Source organism: Cronobacter sakazakii (genome assembly GCF_000982825.1).
Lineage (GTDB): Bacteria > Pseudomonadota > Gammaproteobacteria > Enterobacterales > Enterobacteriaceae > Cronobacter > Cronobacter sakazakii.
Map to the genome: position 1 here is coordinate 2,066,565 of NZ_CP011047.1, position 20,126 is coordinate 2,086,690.

The 20,126-nt window shown below is 56.7% G+C and carries 16 protein-coding genes; 9 read left to right on the forward strand and 7 right to left on the reverse strand.

What is annotated here, in order from left to right; genetic code table 11:
• The first annotated feature begins 19 nt into the window (after positions 1-19).
• The 5 genes from hisS to CSK29544_RS09720 all read left to right on the forward strand — a co-directional run bounded on the left by hisS (position 20) and on the right by CSK29544_RS09720 (position 5,013).
• A complete protein-coding gene (hisS, locus tag CSK29544_RS09700; protein ID WP_007897282.1) occupies positions 20-1,294 on the forward strand; it encodes a histidine--tRNA ligase in 1,275 nt (424 codons plus the stop codon).
• Between the two features lie 35 nt (positions 1,295-1,329).
• The gene (locus CSK29544_RS09705) at positions 1,330-1,950 is read left to right on the forward strand and encodes a YfgM family protein (RefSeq protein ID WP_007897283.1); all 621 of its coding nucleotides are present in this window, start codon (positions 1,330-1,332) and stop codon (positions 1,948-1,950) included.
• 10 nt (positions 1,951-1,960) lie between these two features.
• On the forward strand, positions 1,961-3,142 hold the full coding sequence (bamB, locus tag CSK29544_RS09710; RefSeq protein WP_007869979.1) for an outer membrane protein assembly factor BamB: 1,182 nt from the start codon (positions 1,961-1,963) through the stop codon (positions 3,140-3,142).
• 120 nt (positions 3,143-3,262) lie between these two features.
• The gene (der, locus tag CSK29544_RS09715; protein ID WP_004386980.1) at positions 3,263-4,741 is read left to right on the forward strand and encodes a ribosome biogenesis GTPase Der; all 1,479 of its coding nucleotides are present in this window, start codon (positions 3,263-3,265) and stop codon (positions 4,739-4,741) included.
• A 50-nt stretch (positions 4,742-4,791) separates the two neighbouring features.
• Complete coding sequence (locus CSK29544_RS09720; RefSeq protein WP_007897286.1) at positions 4,792-5,013, forward strand: zinc ribbon domain-containing protein; 222 nt, start codon at positions 4,792-4,794, stop codon at positions 5,011-5,013.
• Here CSK29544_RS09720 and CSK29544_RS09725 read toward each other — a convergent pair.
• The 3 genes from CSK29544_RS09725 to xseA all read right to left on the reverse strand — a co-directional run bounded on the left by CSK29544_RS09725 (position 5,010) and on the right by xseA (position 7,841).
• Positions 5,010-5,360, reverse strand: coding sequence for a protealysin inhibitor emfourin (locus tag CSK29544_RS09725; RefSeq protein WP_007897287.1), 351 nt, complete (start codon positions 5,358-5,360; stop codon positions 5,010-5,012). The genes CSK29544_RS09720 and CSK29544_RS09725 overlap by 4 nt on opposite strands.
• A complete protein-coding gene (locus CSK29544_RS09730) occupies positions 5,360-6,385 on the reverse strand; it encodes a M4 family metallopeptidase (protein WP_007897288.1) in 1,026 nt (341 codons plus the stop codon). Before CSK29544_RS09730 ends, CSK29544_RS09725 begins: the two co-directional genes overlap by 1 nt.
• Positions 6,386-6,467: 82 nt before the next feature.
• A complete protein-coding gene (gene xseA / locus CSK29544_RS09735; RefSeq protein ID WP_007897289.1) occupies positions 6,468-7,841 on the reverse strand; it encodes an exodeoxyribonuclease VII large subunit in 1,374 nt (457 codons plus the stop codon).
• A gap of 170 nt (positions 7,842-8,011) precedes the next feature.
• Between xseA and guaB the strand changes: the two genes are divergently transcribed.
• Both guaB and guaA read left to right on the forward strand, forming a co-directional pair.
• On the forward strand, positions 8,012-9,478 hold the full coding sequence (gene guaB / locus CSK29544_RS09740; RefSeq protein ID WP_004386985.1) for an IMP dehydrogenase: 1,467 nt from the start codon (positions 8,012-8,014) through the stop codon (positions 9,476-9,478).
• Positions 9,479-9,544: 66 nt separating this feature from the next.
• A complete protein-coding gene (guaA, locus tag CSK29544_RS09745; protein ID WP_007897290.1) occupies positions 9,545-11,122 on the forward strand; it encodes a glutamine-hydrolyzing GMP synthase in 1,578 nt (525 codons plus the stop codon).
• Between the two features lie 250 nt (positions 11,123-11,372).
• Here guaA and CSK29544_RS09750 read toward each other — a convergent pair.
• Positions 11,373-12,070, reverse strand: a protein-coding gene (locus CSK29544_RS09750) for an IS1-like element IS1B family transposase (protein ID WP_242463455.1) whose coding sequence is annotated in 2 segments (ribosomal slippage) — positions 11,373-11,821 and positions 11,821-12,070 — 699 coding nt in all. Because the reading frame shifts where the segments join, the coding sequence is not laid out codon by codon here.
• Between the two features lie 111 nt (positions 12,071-12,181).
• On the opposite strand from CSK29544_RS09750, the gene CSK29544_RS09755 reads away from it, so the two are divergent.
• A complete protein-coding gene (locus tag CSK29544_RS09755) occupies positions 12,182-13,492 on the forward strand; it encodes an L-cysteine desulfidase family protein (RefSeq protein WP_007900042.1) in 1,311 nt (436 codons plus the stop codon).
• Between the two features lie 121 nt (positions 13,493-13,613).
• On the opposite strand, the gene CSK29544_RS22700 is transcribed toward CSK29544_RS09755, so the two are convergent.
• A complete protein-coding gene (locus CSK29544_RS22700; protein WP_004386987.1) occupies positions 13,614-13,817 on the reverse strand; it encodes a YfgG family protein in 204 nt (67 codons plus the stop codon).
• Between the two features lie 355 nt (positions 13,818-14,172).
• Here CSK29544_RS22700 and CSK29544_RS09765 point away from each other — a divergent pair, with 355 nt between their 5' ends.
• The gene (locus CSK29544_RS09765; RefSeq protein ID WP_007900044.1) at positions 14,173-16,410 is read left to right on the forward strand and encodes a sensor domain-containing phosphodiesterase; all 2,238 of its coding nucleotides are present in this window, start codon (positions 14,173-14,175) and stop codon (positions 16,408-16,410) included.
• Positions 16,411-16,444: 34 nt separating this feature from the next.
• Here the strand turns inward: CSK29544_RS09765 and ppx are convergent, their stop codons facing one another.
• Positions 16,445-17,986 (reverse strand): exopolyphosphatase, encoded by a 1,542-nt coding sequence (gene ppx / locus CSK29544_RS09770; RefSeq protein WP_007900051.1) that lies wholly within the window; start codon positions 17,984-17,986, stop codon positions 16,445-16,447.
• A gap of 3 nt (positions 17,987-17,989) precedes the next feature.
• Entirely contained in the window at positions 17,990-20,050 is a 2,061-nt protein-coding gene (gene ppk1 / locus CSK29544_RS09775) for a polyphosphate kinase 1 (RefSeq protein ID WP_007900053.1), read from the reverse strand.
• Positions 20,051-20,126 lie beyond the last annotated feature (76 nt).

The following is a 20,126-nucleotide window of genomic DNA, read 5'->3' on the forward strand; positions in this document are numbered from 1 at the left end:
ATAGAAAAAGAGAATAAACGTGGCAAAAAACATTCAAGCCATCCGCGGCATGAACGATTACCTGCCGGGCGATACCGCCATCTGGCAGCGCATTGAAGGCACACTCAAGCAGGTGCTCGGCAGCTACGGTTACAGCGAAATCCGTTTGCCGATTGTAGAGCAGACCCCGTTGTTCAAACGCGCTATCGGTGAAGTGACCGACGTGGTTGAAAAAGAGATGTATACCTTTGAGGACCGCAACGGCGACAGCCTGACCCTGCGTCCTGAAGGCACCGCGGGCTGCGTGCGCGCCGGCATCGAACATGGTCTGCTGTACAATCAGGAACAGCGCTTGTGGTACATCGGCCCGATGTTCCGTCATGAACGTCCGCAGAAAGGCCGCTATCGTCAGTTCCATCAGTTAGGTGCAGAAGTGTTTGGCCTGCAGGGCCCGGATATCGACGCTGAACTCATTATGCTGACGGCCCGCTGGTGGCGAGCGCTGGGCATCGCTGAGCACGTGTCGCTGGAGCTGAACTCCATCGGTTCGCTGGAAGCGCGCGCTAACTACCGCGATGCGCTGATTGCCTTCCTTGAGCAGCACGTCGATAAGCTTGATGAAGACTGCAAACGCCGCATGTATTCGAACCCGCTGCGCGTGCTCGATTCCAAAAACCCGGACGTCCAGACGCTTTTAAACGACGCGCCAGCGCTCGGCGATTATCTGGATGAAGAGTCCCGCGAACATTTCGCGGGGCTGTGCGCGTTCCTTGACGATGCCGGTATCGCTTACACCGTTAACCAGCGCCTTGTGCGCGGCCTCGACTACTACAACCGCACCGTGTTTGAGTGGGTGACCACGAGCCTCGGCTCGCAGGGGACCGTCTGCGCGGGCGGTCGTTACGATGGCCTGGTTGAGCAGTTAGGCGGACGTGCTACCCCGGCGGTGGGCTTCGCGATGGGCCTTGAGCGCCTCGTTTTACTCGTTCAGGCGGTTAATCCGGAATTTACGGCGGATCCTGTTGTCGATATATACCTGATTGCGTCCGGCAACGGCGCGCAGTCGGCGGCAATGCAACTGGCCGAGCGGGTTCGTGACGCGCTGCCGGGCTGCAAGCTGATGACCAACTATGGCGGCGGCAACTTCAAGAAACAGTTCGCGCGCGCGGACAAATGGGGCGCACGCATCGCGCTGGTTCTGGGCGAGGACGAAGTCGCCAACCGTCAGGTTGTGGTGAAAGATTTGCGCTCAGGTGAGCAGCAGGCGCTTGCGCAAAGCGAGCTGGCCGCGCATCTGCAGACGCTGCTGGGCTGATTTCCCGGCGACATATCGTTAAGGAGAAGGACTGCGTGGAAATTTACGAGAACGAAAACGAGCAGCTCGACGCGGTAAAGCGTTTCTTTGCTGAAAATGGCAAAGCGCTGGCGGTGGGTGTGGTATTAGGGATTGGCGCGCTCGTCGGCTGGCGTTTCTGGAACGGGTCGCAGGTCGATTCCGCCCGCGAAGCCTCGCTGCATTATCAGAATGTAATGACCGATGTGCGCGCTGACGATCCGAAAACCCTGAGCGCGGCGCAGCAGTTCGTCGCTCAGAATCAAAACACCTACGGTGCGCTGGCCGCGCTGGAACTGGCGCAGCGTTATGTGGATAAAAACGATCTCACCAACGCCGCGCAGCAGTTACAGAAGGGCCTTAAGAACACGAAGGACGAGAATCTGCGCTCGCTGATTAATCTGCGCCTGGCGCGCATTCAGATCCAGCAGAAACAGGCGGATGCCGCGCTGAAAACCCTGGAAAGCGTCAAAGGCGAAAACTGGTCGGCGATGGTGGCCGATCTGCGTGGCGATGCGCTGCTGAGCAAAGGCGATAAGCAGGGCGCGCGTGATGCCTGGAGCAAAGGGGCGGATGATAAAAATTCTCCGGCGCTTGGCGATATGATGCAGATGAAAATCAATAACTTGTCCATCTGAGAGGGACCCGATGCAATTGCGTAAATTAGTTCTGCCAGCGATGCTTTCCGTCACGCTGTTAAGCGGTTGCTCACTGTTTAGCGGTGAAGAAGACGTAGTGAAAATGTCGCCGCTGCCGACTGTCGAAAACCAGTTCTCGCCGCAAGTCGCGTGGGACACCTCCGTGGGCAGCGGGATTGGCGATTTTTATTCCAACCTGCACCCGGCGTTTCTTGATGGCAACGTCTACGCGGCTGACCGTCGCGGCACGGTGAAAGCCGTGAATTCGCAGGACGGTAAAGAAATCTGGAGCATCGATCTCTCTGAGAAAACCGGCTTCTTCTCCCGTAACCGTCCGGCGCTGCTCTCAGGCGGCCTGACTGCCGTCGGCGCGCACGTTTACGTGGGCAGCGAAAAAGCGCAGGTGTATGCGCTGAACACGTCTGACGGCTCCATCGCCTGGCAGACCAAAGTGGCGGGCGAAGCGCTTTCCCGTCCGGTAGTCAGCGACGGCCTGGTGCTTATCCATACCAGCAACGGTATGCTGCAGGCGCTGAACGAAAGCGACGGCGCGATTAAGTGGACCGTCAATCTGGATATGCCGTCGCTCTCGCTGCGCGGCGAATCCGCACCGGCGTCCGCCTTTGGCGCAGCCATTGTCGGCGGTGATAACGGCCGCGTCAGCGCGGTGCTGATGCAGCGCGGCCAGATGATCTGGCAGCAGCGTATTTCGCAGGCGACAGGTGCGACCGAAATCGATCGTCTGAGCGACGTCGATACAACGCCGGTTGTTGTTAATGGCGTGGTGTATGCGCTGGCGTACAACGGCAACCTGACCGCGCTGGATCTGCGCTCCGGTCAGATTATGTGGAAACGCGAGCTGGGCTCGGTGAATGATTTCATCGTCGATGGCGGGCGTATCTACCTGGTGGACCAGAACGATAACGTGCTGGCGCTGAACGTGGAAGGCGGCGTAACGCTCTGGACACAGACGCAGCTGCTGCACCGTAATCTGACCGCGCCGGTGCTCTATAATGGATCGCTGGTGGTCGGCGACAGCGAAGGTTACCTGCACTGGATGGATACCGATAACGGCCGTTTTGTGGCTCAGCAAAAAGTGGACAGCTCCGGCTTCCAGACTGAGCCGGTCGTGGCGGATAATAAAATCCTGATCCAGGCCAAAGACGGTACGCTTTACGCGATTTCGCGTTAACAGACAGGCGTAGCACAGCTAAAACGGCTCCTGATTAGCGCAGGGGCCGTTTCCTGTTTTCTGAAGCCCGTGGATTTTCTGCGGGTTTAACAATGATTTATCAGTAATGAGGCTTTAAGAATGATACCTGTGGTCGCGCTGGTCGGGCGCCCTAACGTCGGAAAATCCACGTTGTTCAACCGTTTAACCCGCACCCGGGATGCGCTGGTAGCGGATTTCCCGGGGCTGACGCGTGACCGCAAATATGGTCGTGCTGAAGTGGAAGGACGTGAATTTATCTGTATCGATACCGGCGGTATCGACGGCTCGGAAGAGGGCGTGGAAACCCGCATGGCGGAACAGTCGCTGCTGGCGATTGAAGAAGCCGATGTGGTGCTTTTCATGGTAGATGCCCGCGCTGGCCTGATGCCGGCGGATGAGGCAATCGCTAAACATCTGCGCAGCCGCCAGAAACCGACCTTCCTGGTCGCTAATAAAACTGACGGTCTCGATCCGGATCAGGCGGTCTCTGATTTCTATTCGCTTGGCCTCGGTGAAATTCACCCGATCGCCGCTTCTCATGGTCGTGGCGTGACCTCGCTGCTTGAACACGTGCTGGTGCCGTGGATGGACGATGTCGATCCGCCGGAAGAAGTGGATGAAGAAGCCGAATACTGGGCGCAGTTTGAAGCTGAGCAGAACGGTGAACTCGTCGAAGAAGAAGAGGACGATTTCAACCCGCAGGATCTGCCGATCAAACTGGCTATCGTTGGTCGTCCGAACGTAGGTAAGTCCACACTCACTAACCGTATTCTTGGTGAAGACCGCGTCGTGGTTTTTGACATGCCGGGCACCACGCGCGACAGCATCTACATTCCGATGGAGCGCGACGGACGCGAATTCGTCCTCATCGATACCGCGGGCGTGCGTAAGCGCGGCAAAATCACCGATGTGGTGGAAAAATTCTCGGTCATCAAAACGCTGCAGGCGATTGAAGACGCCAACGTGGTGCTGCTGGTTATTGATGCGCGTGAAGGCATTTCCGATCAGGATCTCTCGCTGCTGGGCTTTATTCTCAACAGCGGTCGTTCGCTGGTTATCGTCGTCAACAAGTGGGACGGCCTGAGCCAGGAAGTGAAAGAAGAAGTGAAAGAGACGCTGGATTACCGTCTCGGCTTTATCGATTTCGCCCGCGTACACTTTATCTCTGCGCTACACGGCAGTGGCGTTGGTAACCTGTTTGAATCGGTACGCGAAGCCTATGACAGCTCCACGCGCCGCGTCAGCACGGCGCTGCTGACACGCATTATGAAAATGGCGGAAGAAGACCATCAGCCGCCGATGGTGCGTGGCCGCCGCGTGAAGCTGAAGTATGCGCATGCGGGCGGTTATAACCCGCCGATTGTGGTGATCCACGGCACTCAGGTGAAAGACCTGCCGGATTCCTACAAACGCTATCTGATGAACTACTTCCGCAAATCGCTGGATGTGATGGGTACGCCGATTCGCATTCAGTTTAAGGAAGGCGCGAACCCGTTCGCCAACAAGCGCAACACGCTGACGCCAAACCAGTTGCGTAAGCGTAAGCGCCTGATTAAGCACATCAAGAAAAGTAAATAACCGAAGCGGGAGTCATCATGACTCCCGCTGTGTTTTCAAGGAGGTCTCACGTGGAATTACGTTGTCCGAACTGTCAGCACGAGCTTGAACAAAGCGAGCGCGGCGCGCATTGCTATGCATGTCATCAGGATTACCAGGTCGAGGCGCGCTGCCCGGAGTGCCATCAGCCCCTGGAAGTGCTGAAAGCGTGTGGTGCGGTGGACTATTTCTGCCGTAACGGCCACGGTCTCATTTCCCGTAAACGCGTGGAATTTACGCTGCAGGCGCACTAGTCGCAGATGCAGTCTTCGCCACGCTTCCAGAGCTCGCGCAGCCCTTCCGGCGCGGCGTTTTCCGGCACCAGCAGAACGATGTCGGCGTAGCCCGCCTGATTATGCTGCGTCCAGAGGATCTGGATGCGGAAGTAGCGCTGATCGCCGCCCCCGGGCGAATCGGACTGTCCGGGCGGAAACGCCTGTGGCAGAGCCTGGTGCAGAATATCGATAAGCCGTTGACGCTGCTGGGCGTTTAACTCAGCGACGGCGATACGCCGCTGACCGGCCAGGCGTGGCATATACGCCACGCCGCCTTCACGCGCCAGCTCCACGACGGCGTCATCCGTCAGATCTGGCAAATCCATCACAACACCCCTGTGGTTTTCCACGCCTGTTCAATTGCCTGCGCCACACTGTCGCCGGAGCGTTTACGCCCCTGCTCGATAGTCAGCTTCGCGAAGCTGGCGAAATCCGCATTTTGCGAGAGTGAGCGGTCACAAACCGTGTCATACCACGCATAACCGGCTTTCTCCCAGGCGTACCCGCCGATGGCTGTCGCCGCGAGATAAAACGCGCGGTTAGGTATGCCGGAATTGATATGCACGCCGCCGTTATCCTCGCGGGTTTTCACATAATCTTTCATGTGGCCGGGCTGTGGATCTTTGCCGAGCAGCGGGTCATCATACGCGGTGCCTGGCTCTGACATCGAGCGCAGCCCTTTGCCGTTGATGTCTTCCGCCAGTAGCCCTTCGCCGATGATCCAGTCCGCCTGATCTGCCGTCTGCTGGCGCTGATACTGTTTCACCAGCGAGCCGAAGACGTCAGAAAGCGATTCGTTGAGCGCGCCCGCCTGTTCGAAATAGATAAGCCCGGCTTCGGTTTCCGTCACGCCGTGGCTAAGCTCATGGCCCACCACGTCAATGGCGATAGTAAAGCGATTGAAGATTTCGCCATCGCCGTCGCCAAAGACCATCTGCTGGCCGTTCCAGAAGGCGTTCTGGTATTCCTGCCCGTAATGTACCGTACCGCTGAGCACAAGGCCTTTGTTGTCGAGCGAATCGCGCTTATACGCTTTCCAGAAAAAATCGTGCGTCACGCCCAGATAGTCGTAGGCTTCGTCCACGGCGACGTCGCCGTTGGATGGCGCGCCTTCGCGGCGCACAAGCTCGCCTGGCAGCGTTTCGCGGTTCTGCGCGTCATAGATATCGCGCTCCAGCTTGCCTTTGGCGGAGACATGCGCGGCAGCGGTCTCTTTGGGCTGATGCGCCATCAGGGTCTGGACGTGGGTGAGGGTCTGGCGCGCTTTCTGCTGCTGGGGCTCTGAGCCATGATCGATAATGCGGCGCAGGATGTACGGGGGAATAACGGTTGGATAACGTGACTGGTTCATTAGGGTCTCCTTACACGGCAAGTGCCGTTGAAAAAACCAACACTTGCAGTATAGTTCGCGACCAGTCCGGCGCTGCTGAGGTTTATCCGGTTTTCTTTTTGCGCGTTTTTTTGGCGGGTGTAATTTGACGCACTTCGCTTTCCACCCAGCCGTCGGCAAGCCGCGTAGTCAGCATATCGCCGGGCCGCACCTGCTTCGTCGCCTTCAGCACGTTGCCATCCTGCGCCGTGGTGACGCTGTAGCCGCGTGCAAGTGTTGCGAGCGGGCTGACGGCCTCCAGATGCGTAATGGCGTTGCCGAAGCGCTCACGCGTGTGGCTCAGGCGGGCCGCGATAATCTGCCCGAGGCGATACTCCAGTTGCTGAACGCGCGCCGAGGCGCGATGCAGACGCGGCAGCGGCTGCTGCTGGTTCAGACGTTGCATCAGGCGGGTCTGACGCTGCGTTGCCTGGCGCATCCGGCTGTCCAGCGCGTTATCCATACGCTGGCGCAGGCGCATCAACAGCGTTTGCTGGCGGGCGAGGCGCAGCTGCGGGTGCTGCTGTTCAAGACGGTGATGCAGGCGCGTAAAGCGCTGCTGGCGGTTAGCCAGCGAGTAGTCCATCGCCATTTCCAGACGCTGCTGCAAGGCCTGTACCTGGCGCAGCAGTTCAAGCTGGTTGCGGCTGACTATCTCGGCGGCGGCGGACGGCGTTGGCGCGCGCAGATCCGCGACGAAATCGGCGATAGTGACGTCGGTTTCATGGCCGACCGCGCTGACGACCGGAATGCGGCTTGCGAAAATCGCCCGCGCGACGCGTTCGTCGTTAAAGCTCCACAAATCTTCCAGCGAGCCGCCGCCACGCCCGACGATTAACACGTCGCATTCATCACGCAGGTTGGCAAGCTCAATGGCGCGCACAATCTGCGCGGGCGCGTCGTCGCCCTGTACGGCGGTCGGGTAGATAACCACCGGTAACGACGGATCGCGACGGCGTAAGACATTCAGCACATCGTGCAGCGCTGCGCCGGTTTTCGACGTAATCACGCCCACCTGGCGCGCCGGGGAGGGCAGCGGCTTTTTCAGCGCCGGATCGAACAACCCTTCGGCGGCGAGCTGCTGCTTAAGCTGTTCATAGCGCTGTTGAAGCAAGCCTTCACCGGCAGGCTGCATGCTTTCGACGATGATTTGATAGTCGCCGCGCGGCTCGTAGAGCGTGATATTGGCGCGCACCAGCACCTGCTGGCCATGTTGGGGGCGGAACGTCACGCGACGATTGCTGTTGCGAAACATCGCACAGCGCACCTGGGCGGTGTCGTCTTTGAGCGTAAAGTACCAGTGACCGGACGCGGGCTGAGTGAAGTTGGAGATTTCGCCGCTGATCCAGACCTGGCCCATCTCCTGCTCAAGCAGCAGACGCACGCTCTGGTTAAGGCGGCTGACGGTAAAAATTGAGGGTGTCTGAGTAAGCGGCATGTGAGCTGGATCAAATTTTAAATCAGCGGGTTATTCAATCGATAGTAACCTTCGCGCAGACCAGCGCAACCTTTTTTCGCAAAAAAATGTAGAAGCAATCGGTTACGCTCTGTATAATGCCGCGGCAATATTTTATCTGTTCTCATTCACCCCAGGTTGAGATATTGCCCATGCTACGTATCGCTAAAGAAGCACTGACGTTTGACGACGTCCTCCTCGTTCCCGCTCACTCTACCGTTCTGCCGAACACCGCAGATCTCAGCACGCAACTGACCAAAACCATCCGCTTGAACATCCCGATGCTTTCTGCGGCGATGGATACTGTCACGGAAGCGCGTCTGGCGATTGCCCTGGCGCAGGAAGGCGGCATCGGCTTTATCCACAAAAACATGTCTATCGAGCGCCAGGCGGAAGAAGTTCGCCGCGTGAAAAAACATGAATCCGGCGTCGTGACTGACCCGCAGACCGTCCTGCCGACCACCACCCTGCGTGAAGTGAAAGAATTGACCGAGCGCAACGGCTTCGCAGGCTACCCGGTTGTGACTGAAGAGAACGAACTGGTCGGTATCATCACCGGGCGCGACGTGCGCTTCGTGACCGATCTGAATCAGCCGGTCAGTGTTTACATGACGCCGAAAGCGCGTCTGGTGACCGTTCGCGAAGGCGAATCCCGCGACGTTGTGTTGGCGAAAATGCACGAAAAACGCGTTGAGAAAGCGCTGGTCGTGGATGAGAGCTTCCACCTGCGCGGCATGATCACCGTAAAAGATTTCCAGAAAGCCGAACGTAAACCGAACGCCTGTAAAGACGAGCAGGGCCGTCTGCGCGTCGGTGCGGCGGTGGGCGCGGGTGCCGGTAACGAAGAGCGTGTTGACGCGCTGGTTGCCGCAGGCGTTGACGTGCTGCTGATTGACTCTTCTCACGGCCACTCCGAAGGCGTGCTGCAACGCATTCGCGAAACCCGCGCGAAATACCCGGATCTGCAAATCATCGGCGGTAACGTCGCGACGGCCGCAGGCGCGAAAGCCCTGGCGGACGCAGGCGTCAGTGCGGTGAAAGTGGGCATCGGTCCTGGTTCTATCTGTACCACCCGTATCGTAACCGGCGTGGGCGTACCGCAGATCACCGCCGTGGCGGACGCGGTAGAAGCGCTGGAAGGCACCGGTATTCCGGTTATCGCGGACGGCGGCATTCGTTTCTCAGGCGATATCGCCAAAGCGATCGCGGCGGGCGCAAGCGTCGTGATGGTTGGCTCCATGCTGGCTGGCACGGATGAATCCCCGGGCGAAATCGAACTCTACCAGGGCCGCGCATATAAATCCTATCGTGGCATGGGCTCGCTCGGCGCGATGTCCAAAGGCTCTTCCGACCGCTATTTCCAGACCGATAACGCCGCTGACAAGCTGGTGCCGGAAGGCATCGAAGGCCGCGTCGCGTATAAAGGCCGTCTGAAAGAAATCATCCACCAGCAGATGGGCGGCCTGCGCTCCTGCATGGGCCTGACCGGCTGCGCTACGATCGACGAACTGCGCACCAAAGCGGAATTCGTGCGCATCAGCGGCGCGGGCATTCAGGAAAGCCACGTTCACGATGTGACCATCACCAAAGAGTCTCCGAACTACCGTATGGGTTCTTAATTTTCTTCGCCCGGCGTTCGCGCCGGGCGTTTACTTTGTATCAGCTACTTTCTGGAAAACGCGTCAATGACGGACAACATTCATAAGCATCGTATCCTAATCCTCGACTTCGGTTCTCAGTACACCCAACTGGTGGCCCGCCGCGTGCGTGAGCTGGGCGTTTACTGTGAACTGTGGGCCTGGGACGTGACGGAAGAGCAAATCCGCGGCTTTAATCCGAACGGAATTATCCTTTCCGGCGGCCCGGAGAGCACCACTGAAGAGAACAGCCCGCGCGCGCCGGAATATGTCTTTAACGCCGGTGTGCCGGTGCTTGGCGTTTGCTACGGTATGCAGACCATGGCGATGCAGCTGGGCGGCCATGTGGAAGGTTCTAACGAGCGTGAATTTGGTTATGCGCAGGTAGAAGTTAAAACCGACAGCGCGCTGGTGCGTGGTATTGAAGATGCGCTGAGCGCCGACGGCAACCCACTGCTGGATGTCTGGATGAGCCACGGCGATAAAGTGACCGCCATTCCGTCTGATTTCGTGACCGTCGCCAGCACCGAAACCTGTCCGTTCGCGATCATGGCGAACGAAGAGAAGCGTTTCTACGGCGTGCAGTTCCACCCGGAAGTGACCCACACCCGTCAGGGCCTGCGTATGCTGGAGCGCTTTGTGCGCGACATCTGTGAGTGCGAAGCGCTGTGGACGCCGGCGAAAATCATCGACGACGCGGTTGAGCGCATTCGTCAGCAGGTGGGTAACGATCGCGTGATCCTGGGCCTCTCCGGCGGCGTGGATTCCTCAGTGACCGCCATGCTGCTGCACCGCGCGATTGGCGACCGTCTGACCTGTGTATTTGTTGATAACGGCCTGCTGCGCCTGAACGAAGCCGAGCAGGTGATGGATATGTTCGGCGACCATTTCGGCCTTAACATCGTTCACGTTCCGGCGGAAGCGCGCTTCCTTGACGCGCTGGCGGGCATCGACGAGCCGGAAGCCAAGCGTAAAACCATCGGCCGCGTATTTGTGGAAGTGTTCGACGAAGAAGCGCTGAAGCTAGAAGATGTGAAATGGCTGGCGCAGGGCACTATCTACCCGGATGTGATTGAATCTGCGGCGTCTGCCACCGGCAAAGCGCACGTGATCAAATCTCACCACAACGTGGGCGGCCTGCCGAAAGAGATGAAAATGGGCCTCGTCGAGCCGCTCAAAGAGCTGTTTAAAGACGAAGTGCGCAAAATTGGTCTGGAGCTGGGCCTGCCGTATGACATGCTCTATCGCCACCCGTTCCCGGGGCCGGGTCTCGGTGTGCGCGTGCTGGGCGAAGTGAAAAAAGAGTACTGCGACCTGCTGCGCCGCGCCGATGCTATCTTCATCGAAGAGCTGCGCCGTGCGGATCTCTACGACAAAGTGAGCCAGGCATTCGCGGTGTTCCTGCCGGTGCGCTCTGTCGGCGTGATGGGCGATGGCCGTAAGTATGACTGGGTCGTCTCACTGCGTGCGGTCGAAACCATCGACTTTATGACCGCTCACTGGGCGCATCTGCCATACGATTTCCTGGGCCGCGTTTCCAACCGTATTATCAATGAAATCAACGGCATTTCCCGTGTGGTTTATGATATCAGCGGTAAGCCGCCCGCGACGATTGAGTGGGAATGATTTCGCAGCTTTCCGACGCATTCATAAGCAATTAAACGTCAATCAACCCTCTGTTTATACAGAGGGTTTTTTTATAGTGGCGCATTGCTATTTCACCGGCACCTTCCGGGCGGAATGGTTGAGAGCGGCCTGTCACGGTAATAAAAAACGTGCCCTTAACGGCATGAAAAGGAGCGACAGTTAAAAAGCCGATTCCTGTATCAGGTAAAACAAGGTTGAAACACATGGCAACATGGGTAATGACTCCAACTTATTGATAGTGTTTTATGTTCAGATAATGCCCGATGACTTTGTCATGCAGCTCCACCGATTTTGAGAACGACAGCGACTTCCGTCCCAGCCGTGCCAGGTGCTGCCTCAGATTCAGGTTATGCCGCTCAATTCGCTGCGTATATCGCTTGCTGATTACGTGCAGCTTTCCCTTCAGGCGGGATTCATACAGCGGCCAGCCATCCGTCATCCATATCACCACGTCAAAGGGTGACAGCAGGCTCATAAGACGCCCCTGCGTCGCCATAGTGCGTTCACCGAATACGTGCGCAACAACCGTCTTCCGGAGCCTGTCATACGCGTAAAACAGCCAGCGCTGGCGCGATTTAGCCCCGACGTATCCCCACTGTTCGTCCATTTCCGCGCAGACGATGACGTCACTGCCCGGCTGTATGCGCGAGGTTACCGACTGCGGCCTGAGTTTTTTAAATGGCGGAAAATCGTGTTGAGGCCAACGCCCATAATGCGGGCGGTTGCCCGGCATCCAACGCCATTCATGTCCATATCAATGATTTTCTGGTGCGTACCGGGTTGAGAAGCGGTGTAAGTGAACTGCAGTTGCCATGTTTTACGGCAGTGAGAGCAGAGATAGCGCTGATGTCCGGCGGTGCTTTTGCCGTTACGCACCACCCCGTCAGTAGCTGAACAGGAGGGACAGCTGATAGAAACAGAAGCCACTGGAGCACCTCAAAAACACCATCATACACTAAATCAGTAAGTTGGCAGCATCACCCTGCTCTGCGTCTCGCCGCTCCTGGCCTTTGCATAATCAAGATGAGAGATGATGTGATGAACACTATACACACTGCCGGGCTGTGGGAGAATTTCCTACAGATTGTGAAAACTGAAGTGAAACCGGCGCTGGGCTGTACTGAACCTGTCTCTCTCGCGCTGGCGGCCGCTACGGCGGCATCCTTTCTTGCGGGAGATGCGCAGCGCCTGGAAGCGACCGTATCACCGAACCTGATGAAAAACGGTATGGGAGTCACGATCCCCGGAACGGGGATGACAGGTTTGCCGGTGGCGGCAGCGCTGGGCGCTTTATGCGGGGATCCAGCATGCGGTCTGGAGGTGCTTAAGAATGTCACCCAGACTGATGTCACCGAAGCCATACGGTGGACTGCGCAAAAGCAGGTGCGGATCGCTATTGATCCTGACTGCAAAGCGGTGCTGTATGCGCGGGTTCGGGTCTGGCATGGAGAGCATCATGCCACGGCCACTATTGCTGACGATCATACCAACATCATCCGTATTGAGCAGGGCGACAGGGTGATTTTTCATCGCGACGCCAGCGCGCAGAAAAACCTTACGGTGAATCTGCCTGCGTTCTTCCAGGATATTTCGCTGAAGGATATTTTACACTTCGCCCGGAATGCCGCCTTTAGGGATATTGCGTTTATTCTTGATGCGGCTGCACTAAATGACGCGCTTTCTCTGGAAGGGCTGCGTCAAGAATGGGGGTTGCATATTGGCGCCACGCTGGCGCGGCAGCGCGGGCGGGAGCTTATCGGCGATGATTTGTTAACCCGTATTCTCATCCGTTCTTCTGCGGCTTCTGATGCACGTATGGGGGGCGCACCTCTGCCCGCCATGAGTAATTCCGGTTCAGGGAACCAGGGGATTGCGGCCACCATGCCGGTAGTGGTGGTCGCAGAATATACTCAGGCAAGCCAGGAACAACTGGCGCGGGCGCTGATGCTCTCACACCTGACGGCGGTCTATATTCACAGCAAACTGCCGACGCTATCCGCACTTTGCGCGGCGTCCACGGCCTCAATGGGAGCGGCGGCAGGGATGGCCTGGCTGCTGGGCGGCGATCTGAAAACCATTGCTATGGCGATTAACAGTATGGTAGGGGATATCACCGGCATAATCTGCGACGGCGCTTCGAACAGCTGTGCCATGAAAGTCTCTACCGGGGCAGCCTGCGCGCTCAAAGCGGTGCTGATGGCGCTCGATAATACGGCGGTTACAGGCCGGGAAGGGATTGTCTGCGACGATGTTGAGGATTCGCTGAACGCGCTTTGCTCGCTGGCCTGTCACGCAATGCAATATACCGATAAACAAATTATTACCATGATGATGCATAAACCTGTCTGACCGGAACAGCTAATTCCTGTTAAACATACGCTCGCCGCAAGGCGTTATATCGATAATACAAAAACGCCCGTTAATCGTCGATTGCGGGCGTTTTCTGGCGTCGCAAGGGAAGCTTAAGACACTAGCGCTGCTGCTGTTGCTGCGAGGAGGCGTCGAGAGGCATGCTGATTTGCTGGGCCTGGACTTTATCCTGGTGGTGATACCACGCGCCGATGGCGGAGTAGATAAAGCGACCAAAGAAGAAAAGAAAACTGATAAGCAGTACAATACGGGTCATTCGACCGTTGAATCTGTCCCGTCTTCGTATGCTGGTGGCCTGTGACACGCCTTTACCCTTCAGGTTTACCCGTCAACTGCGGGCGACGTAAATATTAAGGCACAGCGAGCCGAAGAGGTCAATTATTCATCATGTAAATTTCCGTACGAATCTGCCGCGGATGATTTTTATCAATGGATTTAAGCATTTGATGCATAACGCGATAAGAGTCTTTTTCTGCAAATGCCGGTTCGCGTATGGTGCGGTTGCATTACTTGATGTATATCAAAGGAAAGCGGTTTCCTGTGGCTAAGATTGGCTAACCGCGCCGCGTCCGGCTCAGGTCTGTCGCGCTTCTCAACAGCCAGGTCGGATGCCTGCCTGAAATTCTTGCCCGGGAACGGGACCCTGGTATCGAGCATCTATGTTATCGGTTGAAACACTCAAGAAAAATAAAGATCAGTGGTGGGCTCTGCCGCTGGTGTTACCGCTGTTGTTATTACCACTCGCCCGCGCAGGCAATACTTACGTGCATATTGAAGGCGGTCTGGTGGTGCTTTATTACCTGCCGCTGTCGCTGTTTAGCGCCTTTCTGATGATTTATGGCCGTCGCGCGCTGCCCGGCATCGGCCTTGGCATCGTTGTCTATTATCACCGCAATGTGGGGTTATTAGATCTCTCGGTCACGCTGCTGAATTTCTTTGTCCCGATAACGCTGAGCTGGGCAGGCTACCGTATTTTCGCGCCAGGTCAGCACGCGGTTTCCTGGTGGCATTCACGCAGCGGCGCGCAGCGTATGTTCTGGCTGGTGTTCTTTAACGCCTCGGTCTTTATGCTGTTTTACCAGATAGCCGCGTTTCTCGGGCTCTATGAACGTCCAACGTCACTGACGGGCGATAATCCTTTTACCGTATTGACGCTTATCAGCTATCAGGCCGTACTGGTCGGCTGCCTTACGGGGATGCCTTTTTTCTATCTGCTGATTCGCGTGCTGTGCCACCCGCGCTATCTGAAGAGTTTTCTCTCGCAGGCGCGTGCCCAGCGCGATAAGAAAGTCAGCAAAATCGAAGTGGTTGTCTGGCTCGGCGTGATTCTGTTCCTGCTTGGCTGTCTGGTGCAGCCGACGGGCGACAGCAGTTCGCTGTTCAGTACCACCTATACGCTTTCATTACTGTTGCCCGTGATGCTCTGGGGCGCGATGCGGTTTGGCTATTTCTTCATCACAACCGTCTGGATGCCGGTGCTGGCTGTGTTATGTCATTTCTATTATCTCTACTTCCCGTCGGTACCCGGCTACGAAACCCAGATGGTGGTCAATACCTCCAGCTATGGCGTCTTTTCGCTGGTGATTGTCTTTATGGCGCTGACGGCCACCCGCCAGCGCACGATGCATCTGCGCGGCCGTCGTCTGGCGTTAATCGATCCGTTAAGCCACATGCCGAATCTGCGTGCGCTGAACCGGGATCTCGGCAAAGCGCCCTGGTCAGTGCTGTGCTTTATGCGTATTCCCGAGCTTGAGCTGCTGGGGCGCAACTATGGCGTCATGCTGCGCATTCTCTATAAACAGCAGATGGCGGCGTGGTTGCGCCAGATCCTGCTGCCGGATGAGCTGGCGTACCAGCTTTCCGGGCACGATTTAGTGCTGCGTATTCACACGGAATCGTATCTTGAGCGCATCGACGCGCTGGATAAACGCGTGCGGCAGTTCCGCTTTATGTGGGATGGTATGCCGTTACAGCCGCAGGTGGGTATCAGTTACAGCTTTGTGCGCTCGCCGGTCACGCATCTGCATTTGTTGCTTGGTGAAATGAGCACCATGGCGGATCTGTCGCTTGCCACCAATCAGCCCGAAAGCTTGCAGTGTCGTGGCGCAAACCACGTGCAGAAAGCTGTAAAGCTGAAAGTGGATATGCTCAACCGCCTCCAGCAGGCGCTAGATAATCATCATTTCCGGTTGATGGCGCAGCGTATCGAAGGGATGCGCGGCGACAGCTACTACGAAATTCTGTTGCGTATGCGCGGTGATGACGGCGAACTGATTGCCCCGGAGAATTTCCTGCCGGTAGCGCATGAGTTCGGTCTCTCGTCGCGCATCGATCTGATGGTGCTGGAAAGTACACTGCAATTTATGGATGAGTGGCGCGAACAGCTGCCAGGCAGCCGTTTCTCTATCAACCTGACGCCTGCCACAGTCTGTCGCGTGCCGTTTCCGGGCGAGGTCCAGCGGCTGCTGGCGCGTTATCACATTGAGCCCTGGCAACTGATTTTTGAAATCACTGAAAGCCAGTCGTTCACGAATGTCGAACAGACGCAAATGACGCTCTCGCGACTGCGAGCAATGGGGTGTAGCATTGCAATTGACGATTTCGGCACCGGCTATGCGAGCTACGCGCGGCTGAAAAGCATCAATGCCGATATTTTAAAAATCGACGGCAGTTTTATTCGCAATATCGTGACCAGCAGTCTGGATTATCAGATTGTTGAATCGATGTGCCATCTGGCGCGGATGAAAAATATGCAGGTGGTGGCGGAGTATGTTGAAAGCGAAGAGATCAAAAACGTCGCTTGTTCGCTCGGTATCGATTATCTGCAGGGCTATGTGATTGGTAAGCCGCAACCGCTGGAGTCGCTTATCGCGGCGAAGCCCCAAGCGCAGGCATAAAAAAAACGGTGAGCCAGGCTCACCGTTTCGTGTTTCAGGCGGCCACTTCCGGGCTCGCTTCTTCTTCAATATTCAGCTTCCAGCCGGTAACGCCTTCCCAGTACTGCTGCTCACGTTCGAGATCCAGCAGCACCAGCGCGTTCTGGCTGAACCAGTCGTGCGGGAAACGCAGCGTCCAGTGATTCTCATCGGTATTCAGCACCAGCGTCGGCGGTGTGGTGGTCGCCTGACGCTGATTGTTCAGCAGTACGCCAAGGCGCAGCAGCTGGATAAGCGGCAGGAACTGCTTTTTCTTGTACAGCGTAAAGCGCGGCAGCTCGTCGAGCTTAATCGCCTTACGGTGATAGCGCACCAGCGTCGCCATCATCATTTGCTGCTCCTGATTAAAGCCCGGCAGATCGCTGTTCTGAAGGATATACGCCGAATGGCGGTGCAGGCCGCTGTGGTTAATGCCAAGCCCGACTTCATGCAGCATCGCCGCCCATTTCAGGAGCGCCGCCAGCGACGGGTTCGCAAGCTTAGGATTCTGCTGCTCCCACTGCTCATACATCAGCATCGTGGTATCCAGTACCCGGTGCGCCTGTTCTCTGTCGATATGGTACTGATTGGCGAGGCTCTGCGCGGTGCGAATGCGGATATCCTGATGGCGGAAACGGCCTTCCATCTCGTACAGCACGCCTTCGCGCAGCGCGCCGTCTGAGAGACGCAGCTCGCGGATCGCCAGCGCGTCAAACACGCCGCAGAGAATAGCCAGCCCCGGCACGAAGACGACTTTGCGCTCTTCCGACAGGCCCGGCAGGGTAAGCGCGGAGAAGTGGCCGAATTTCAGCACTTCATCGCGCAGCATATCGAGGCGATCCGGCGTGATAAAACCGTCTTTTTCGCCCATCTCTACCAGCACTTCATGCGCGGCTTTGATGGTGCCGGAAGCGCCCAGCGCCACGGTCCAGCCTTTAAGACGATACTGCCAGGCGAGGCTTTCAAGCTTTTGCACGGCGGCGAGACGCGCGCGGCGGAAATTATCCGGCGTTATCTCACCGTTCGGGAAGAAATGCTGCCCGAAACTGACGCAGCCCATGCGGCGGCTTTCCACCAGTTGCGGCTCGAAATCTTCGCCAATCACCAGCTCTGTCGAGCCGCCGCCGATATCGATAACCAGCTTACGCCCGCGCTCTGGCTGCGTATGTTCCACGCCCATGAAAATCAGGCGCGCTTCTTCATTGCCGGAGATAATTTCAATCGGGTAGGGGATAACCTTTTCCGCGCGACGCAGGAAATCCGTCGCGTTAGCGGCCTGGCGCAGCGTGTGGGTGCCCACGATGCAGACTTTCGCCGCGGAAAACCCCTGCAGGCGCTCGGCGAACAGGGAGAGGCAGGCGAGGCCGCGCTCCATGGCCTCTTCGCTCAGCATATTATTTTCGTCCAGCCCATCGGCCAGGTGTACGCGCTGTTTCAGACGACCAATGATTTGCATGGCGCCATCCACCACACGGGCAATCACCATATGGAAGCTGTTAGAGCCGAGATCGACCGCAGCAAATTCCTCCGGTCGTGGAGCATCAGAAGTTATCGGCATAGATTATTCAGGCTGTTCCAGAGATTTTATGTAATCGTAAATCGCCAATTGTGCGCGAACTTTGCGGCGATTACCACGCGGCACATAGCGATTACTCAGTTCTTTGTCCACATAACGGGCCTTCACCGTATCACTGAACAGGATATCAATGATATCCAGAATGCGCTGTTTCAGGCGCGGGTCCAGCAGCGGCGCGGCGACTTCAATGCGGTAGTCGATATTACGCGTCATCCAGTCGGCAGACGACAGATAAACGCGCTTATCGCCGCCATTTTCGAAAATATAAACCCGGTCATGTTCGAGATAGCGGTCAACGATACTGATGACCTGAATATTGTCGCTCAGGCCTTCCAGTTGCGGGATAAGCGAGCACATGCCGCGAATCAGCAGATTCACTTTTACGCCGGAGCCGGACGCCGCGTAGAGCCTGTCCACCAGCCCTTTATCGACGAGGTTATTAAGCTTAAGCGTAATCCCCGACGGCAACCCCTGCTGCGCGTTGGCTATCTCCTGATCGACCATTTCATAAAGCAGGCGGCGCGAGTTTTGCGGCGACACCAGCAGGTAATCGAAACTCACCGGGCGGTAAGGGTTTTCAATAAAGTTAAATACCCGGCGCACTTCGTTGGTGATGCGCGCATCGGCGGTCAGCAACGAGTAGTCGGTATAAAGGCGCGCGGTTTTCTCGTTAAAGTTGCCGGTGCCGATATGCGCGTAGCGCACCACGTCGTCACCCTCTTTACGCGAGATGAGAAACAGTTTGGCATGGATCTTAAGGCCCGGCGCTGAGAAGATCACATGTACGCCCGCTTCGGTCAGGCGTTTCGCCCAGTGAATATTCGCCTCTTCATCAAATCGCGCCTGCAATTCCACCACGACGGTCACTTTTTTGCCGTTGTGGGCGGCGTGGATCATCGAGTCGATAATGCGCGAGTCTTTCGCCACGCGATAGATATTGATTTTGATGGCCAGCACGCTCGGGTCAAACGACGCCTGGCGCAGCAGTTCCAGCACATGCTCGAACGTGTGATACGGGTAGTAGAGCAGCACGTCGCGCTCGCGAATGGCGTCAAAGCCGTTGCGGAATTGATCGAACCAGATGTGGCGCAGGCGCGGCAGCGGTTTGTTGATCAGATTCGCTTTGCCGACATTCGGGAAGCTAATGAAATCTTTAAAGTTATGGTAGCGACCGCCCGGCACGATGGAGTCATAGCGGGAGATAGAGAGCTTCTCGCGCAGCATTTGTACCATCGCATCCGGCATATCGCGCTGGTAAACGAAACGCACCGGCTCGGCGGTGAGACGCTGCTTGAGGCTTGAAGACATCAGCTCCAGCAGGCTCGATTCCATCTCATGCACCAGATCGTATTCCGCGTCGCGCGTCATTTTCATGGAATAGGCGTTCAGCGCGTCGTAATCGAAAAAGCCTTTAAAGATATCATCCAGGCAGAAGCGCAGAATGTTATCCAGCAGGATCATCGGCTTGCGGCGGCGCGGGGTTTCGGGCGGAAGATTCACGAAGCGCGGCACTTTATCCGCCGGGATCTCCAGCAGCGCGTAGCGAATGGATTCGCCGCGAATAATTTCGACCGCCAGATAGGTGTAATCGTCTTTCAGAAACTGCACCAAATCGGTGTCGCGATTAATCAGCGTTGGGGTGACGTGCTGGCGCAGATAGTGTTTGAAGTAGTGACGCAGCCACACCTGCTGGTTTTCAGAAAGCTGGCGTTCGTTAATCAGAAAGATTTGGTTGCGCGCCATCTCCAGCAGCAGATCGTTATACAGGCCGTCGAACTCCTGATCTGCCTTCAGCACCCGCGACTGGATCTTGCCCAGCAGGTGGCGCGAATGAGAGTTAGAACCCTGCTCTTCGCTGATGATAATGCGCCGCTTAAGCTCGGCAAACCGGACCTTATAAAACTCATCAAGGTTGTTAGAGTAGATGCCCAGAAAGCGCATGCGCTCAATCAGCGGGTTAGATTTATCCGCCGCTTCCTGCAATACGCGTTCGTTGAACGATAACCAGCTCAGTTCTTTTTCGATATAAAGCTTTTCCTGACCCATTACTACTCACACTCCGGTTGATTAACTCGGGACGTGGCAAATCCGTCTCGGGGTTATTATGGCGAGCTTTGTCATG

What these genes read in the sequence shown, in the direction of transcription:
- guaA (WP_007897290.1), top strand. Translation starts at nt 9,545, where the DNA reads ATGACGGACAACATTCATAAGCATCGTATCCTAATCCTCGACTTCGGT.
- CSK29544_RS09765 (WP_007900044.1), top strand. Translation starts at nt 14,173, where the DNA reads ATGTTATCGGTTGAAACACTCAAGAAAAATAAAGATCAGTGGTGGGCT.
- ppx (WP_007900051.1), bottom strand. Translation starts at nt 17,986, where the DNA reads ATGCCGATAACTTCTGATGCTCCACGACCGGAGGAATTTGCTGCGGTC.
- CSK29544_RS09755 (WP_007900042.1), top strand. Translation starts at nt 12,182, where the DNA reads ATGAACACTATACACACTGCCGGGCTGTGGGAGAATTTCCTACAGATT.
- der (WP_004386980.1), top strand. Translation starts at nt 3,263, where the DNA reads ATGATACCTGTGGTCGCGCTGGTCGGGCGCCCTAACGTCGGAAAATCC.
- bamB (WP_007869979.1), top strand. Translation starts at nt 1,961, where the DNA reads ATGCAATTGCGTAAATTAGTTCTGCCAGCGATGCTTTCCGTCACGCTG.
- guaB (WP_004386985.1), top strand. Translation starts at nt 8,012, where the DNA reads ATGCTACGTATCGCTAAAGAAGCACTGACGTTTGACGACGTCCTCCTC.
- CSK29544_RS09730 (WP_007897288.1), bottom strand. Translation starts at nt 6,385, where the DNA reads ATGAACCAGTCACGTTATCCAACCGTTATTCCCCCGTACATCCTGCGC.
- ppk1 (WP_007900053.1), bottom strand. Translation starts at nt 20,050, where the DNA reads ATGGGTCAGGAAAAGCTTTATATCGAAAAAGAACTGAGCTGGTTATCG.
- xseA (WP_007897289.1), bottom strand. Translation starts at nt 7,841, where the DNA reads ATGCCGCTTACTCAGACACCCTCAATTTTTACCGTCAGCCGCCTTAAC.
- CSK29544_RS09725 (WP_007897287.1), bottom strand. Translation starts at nt 5,360, where the DNA reads ATGGATTTGCCAGATCTGACGGATGACGCCGTCGTGGAGCTGGCGCGT.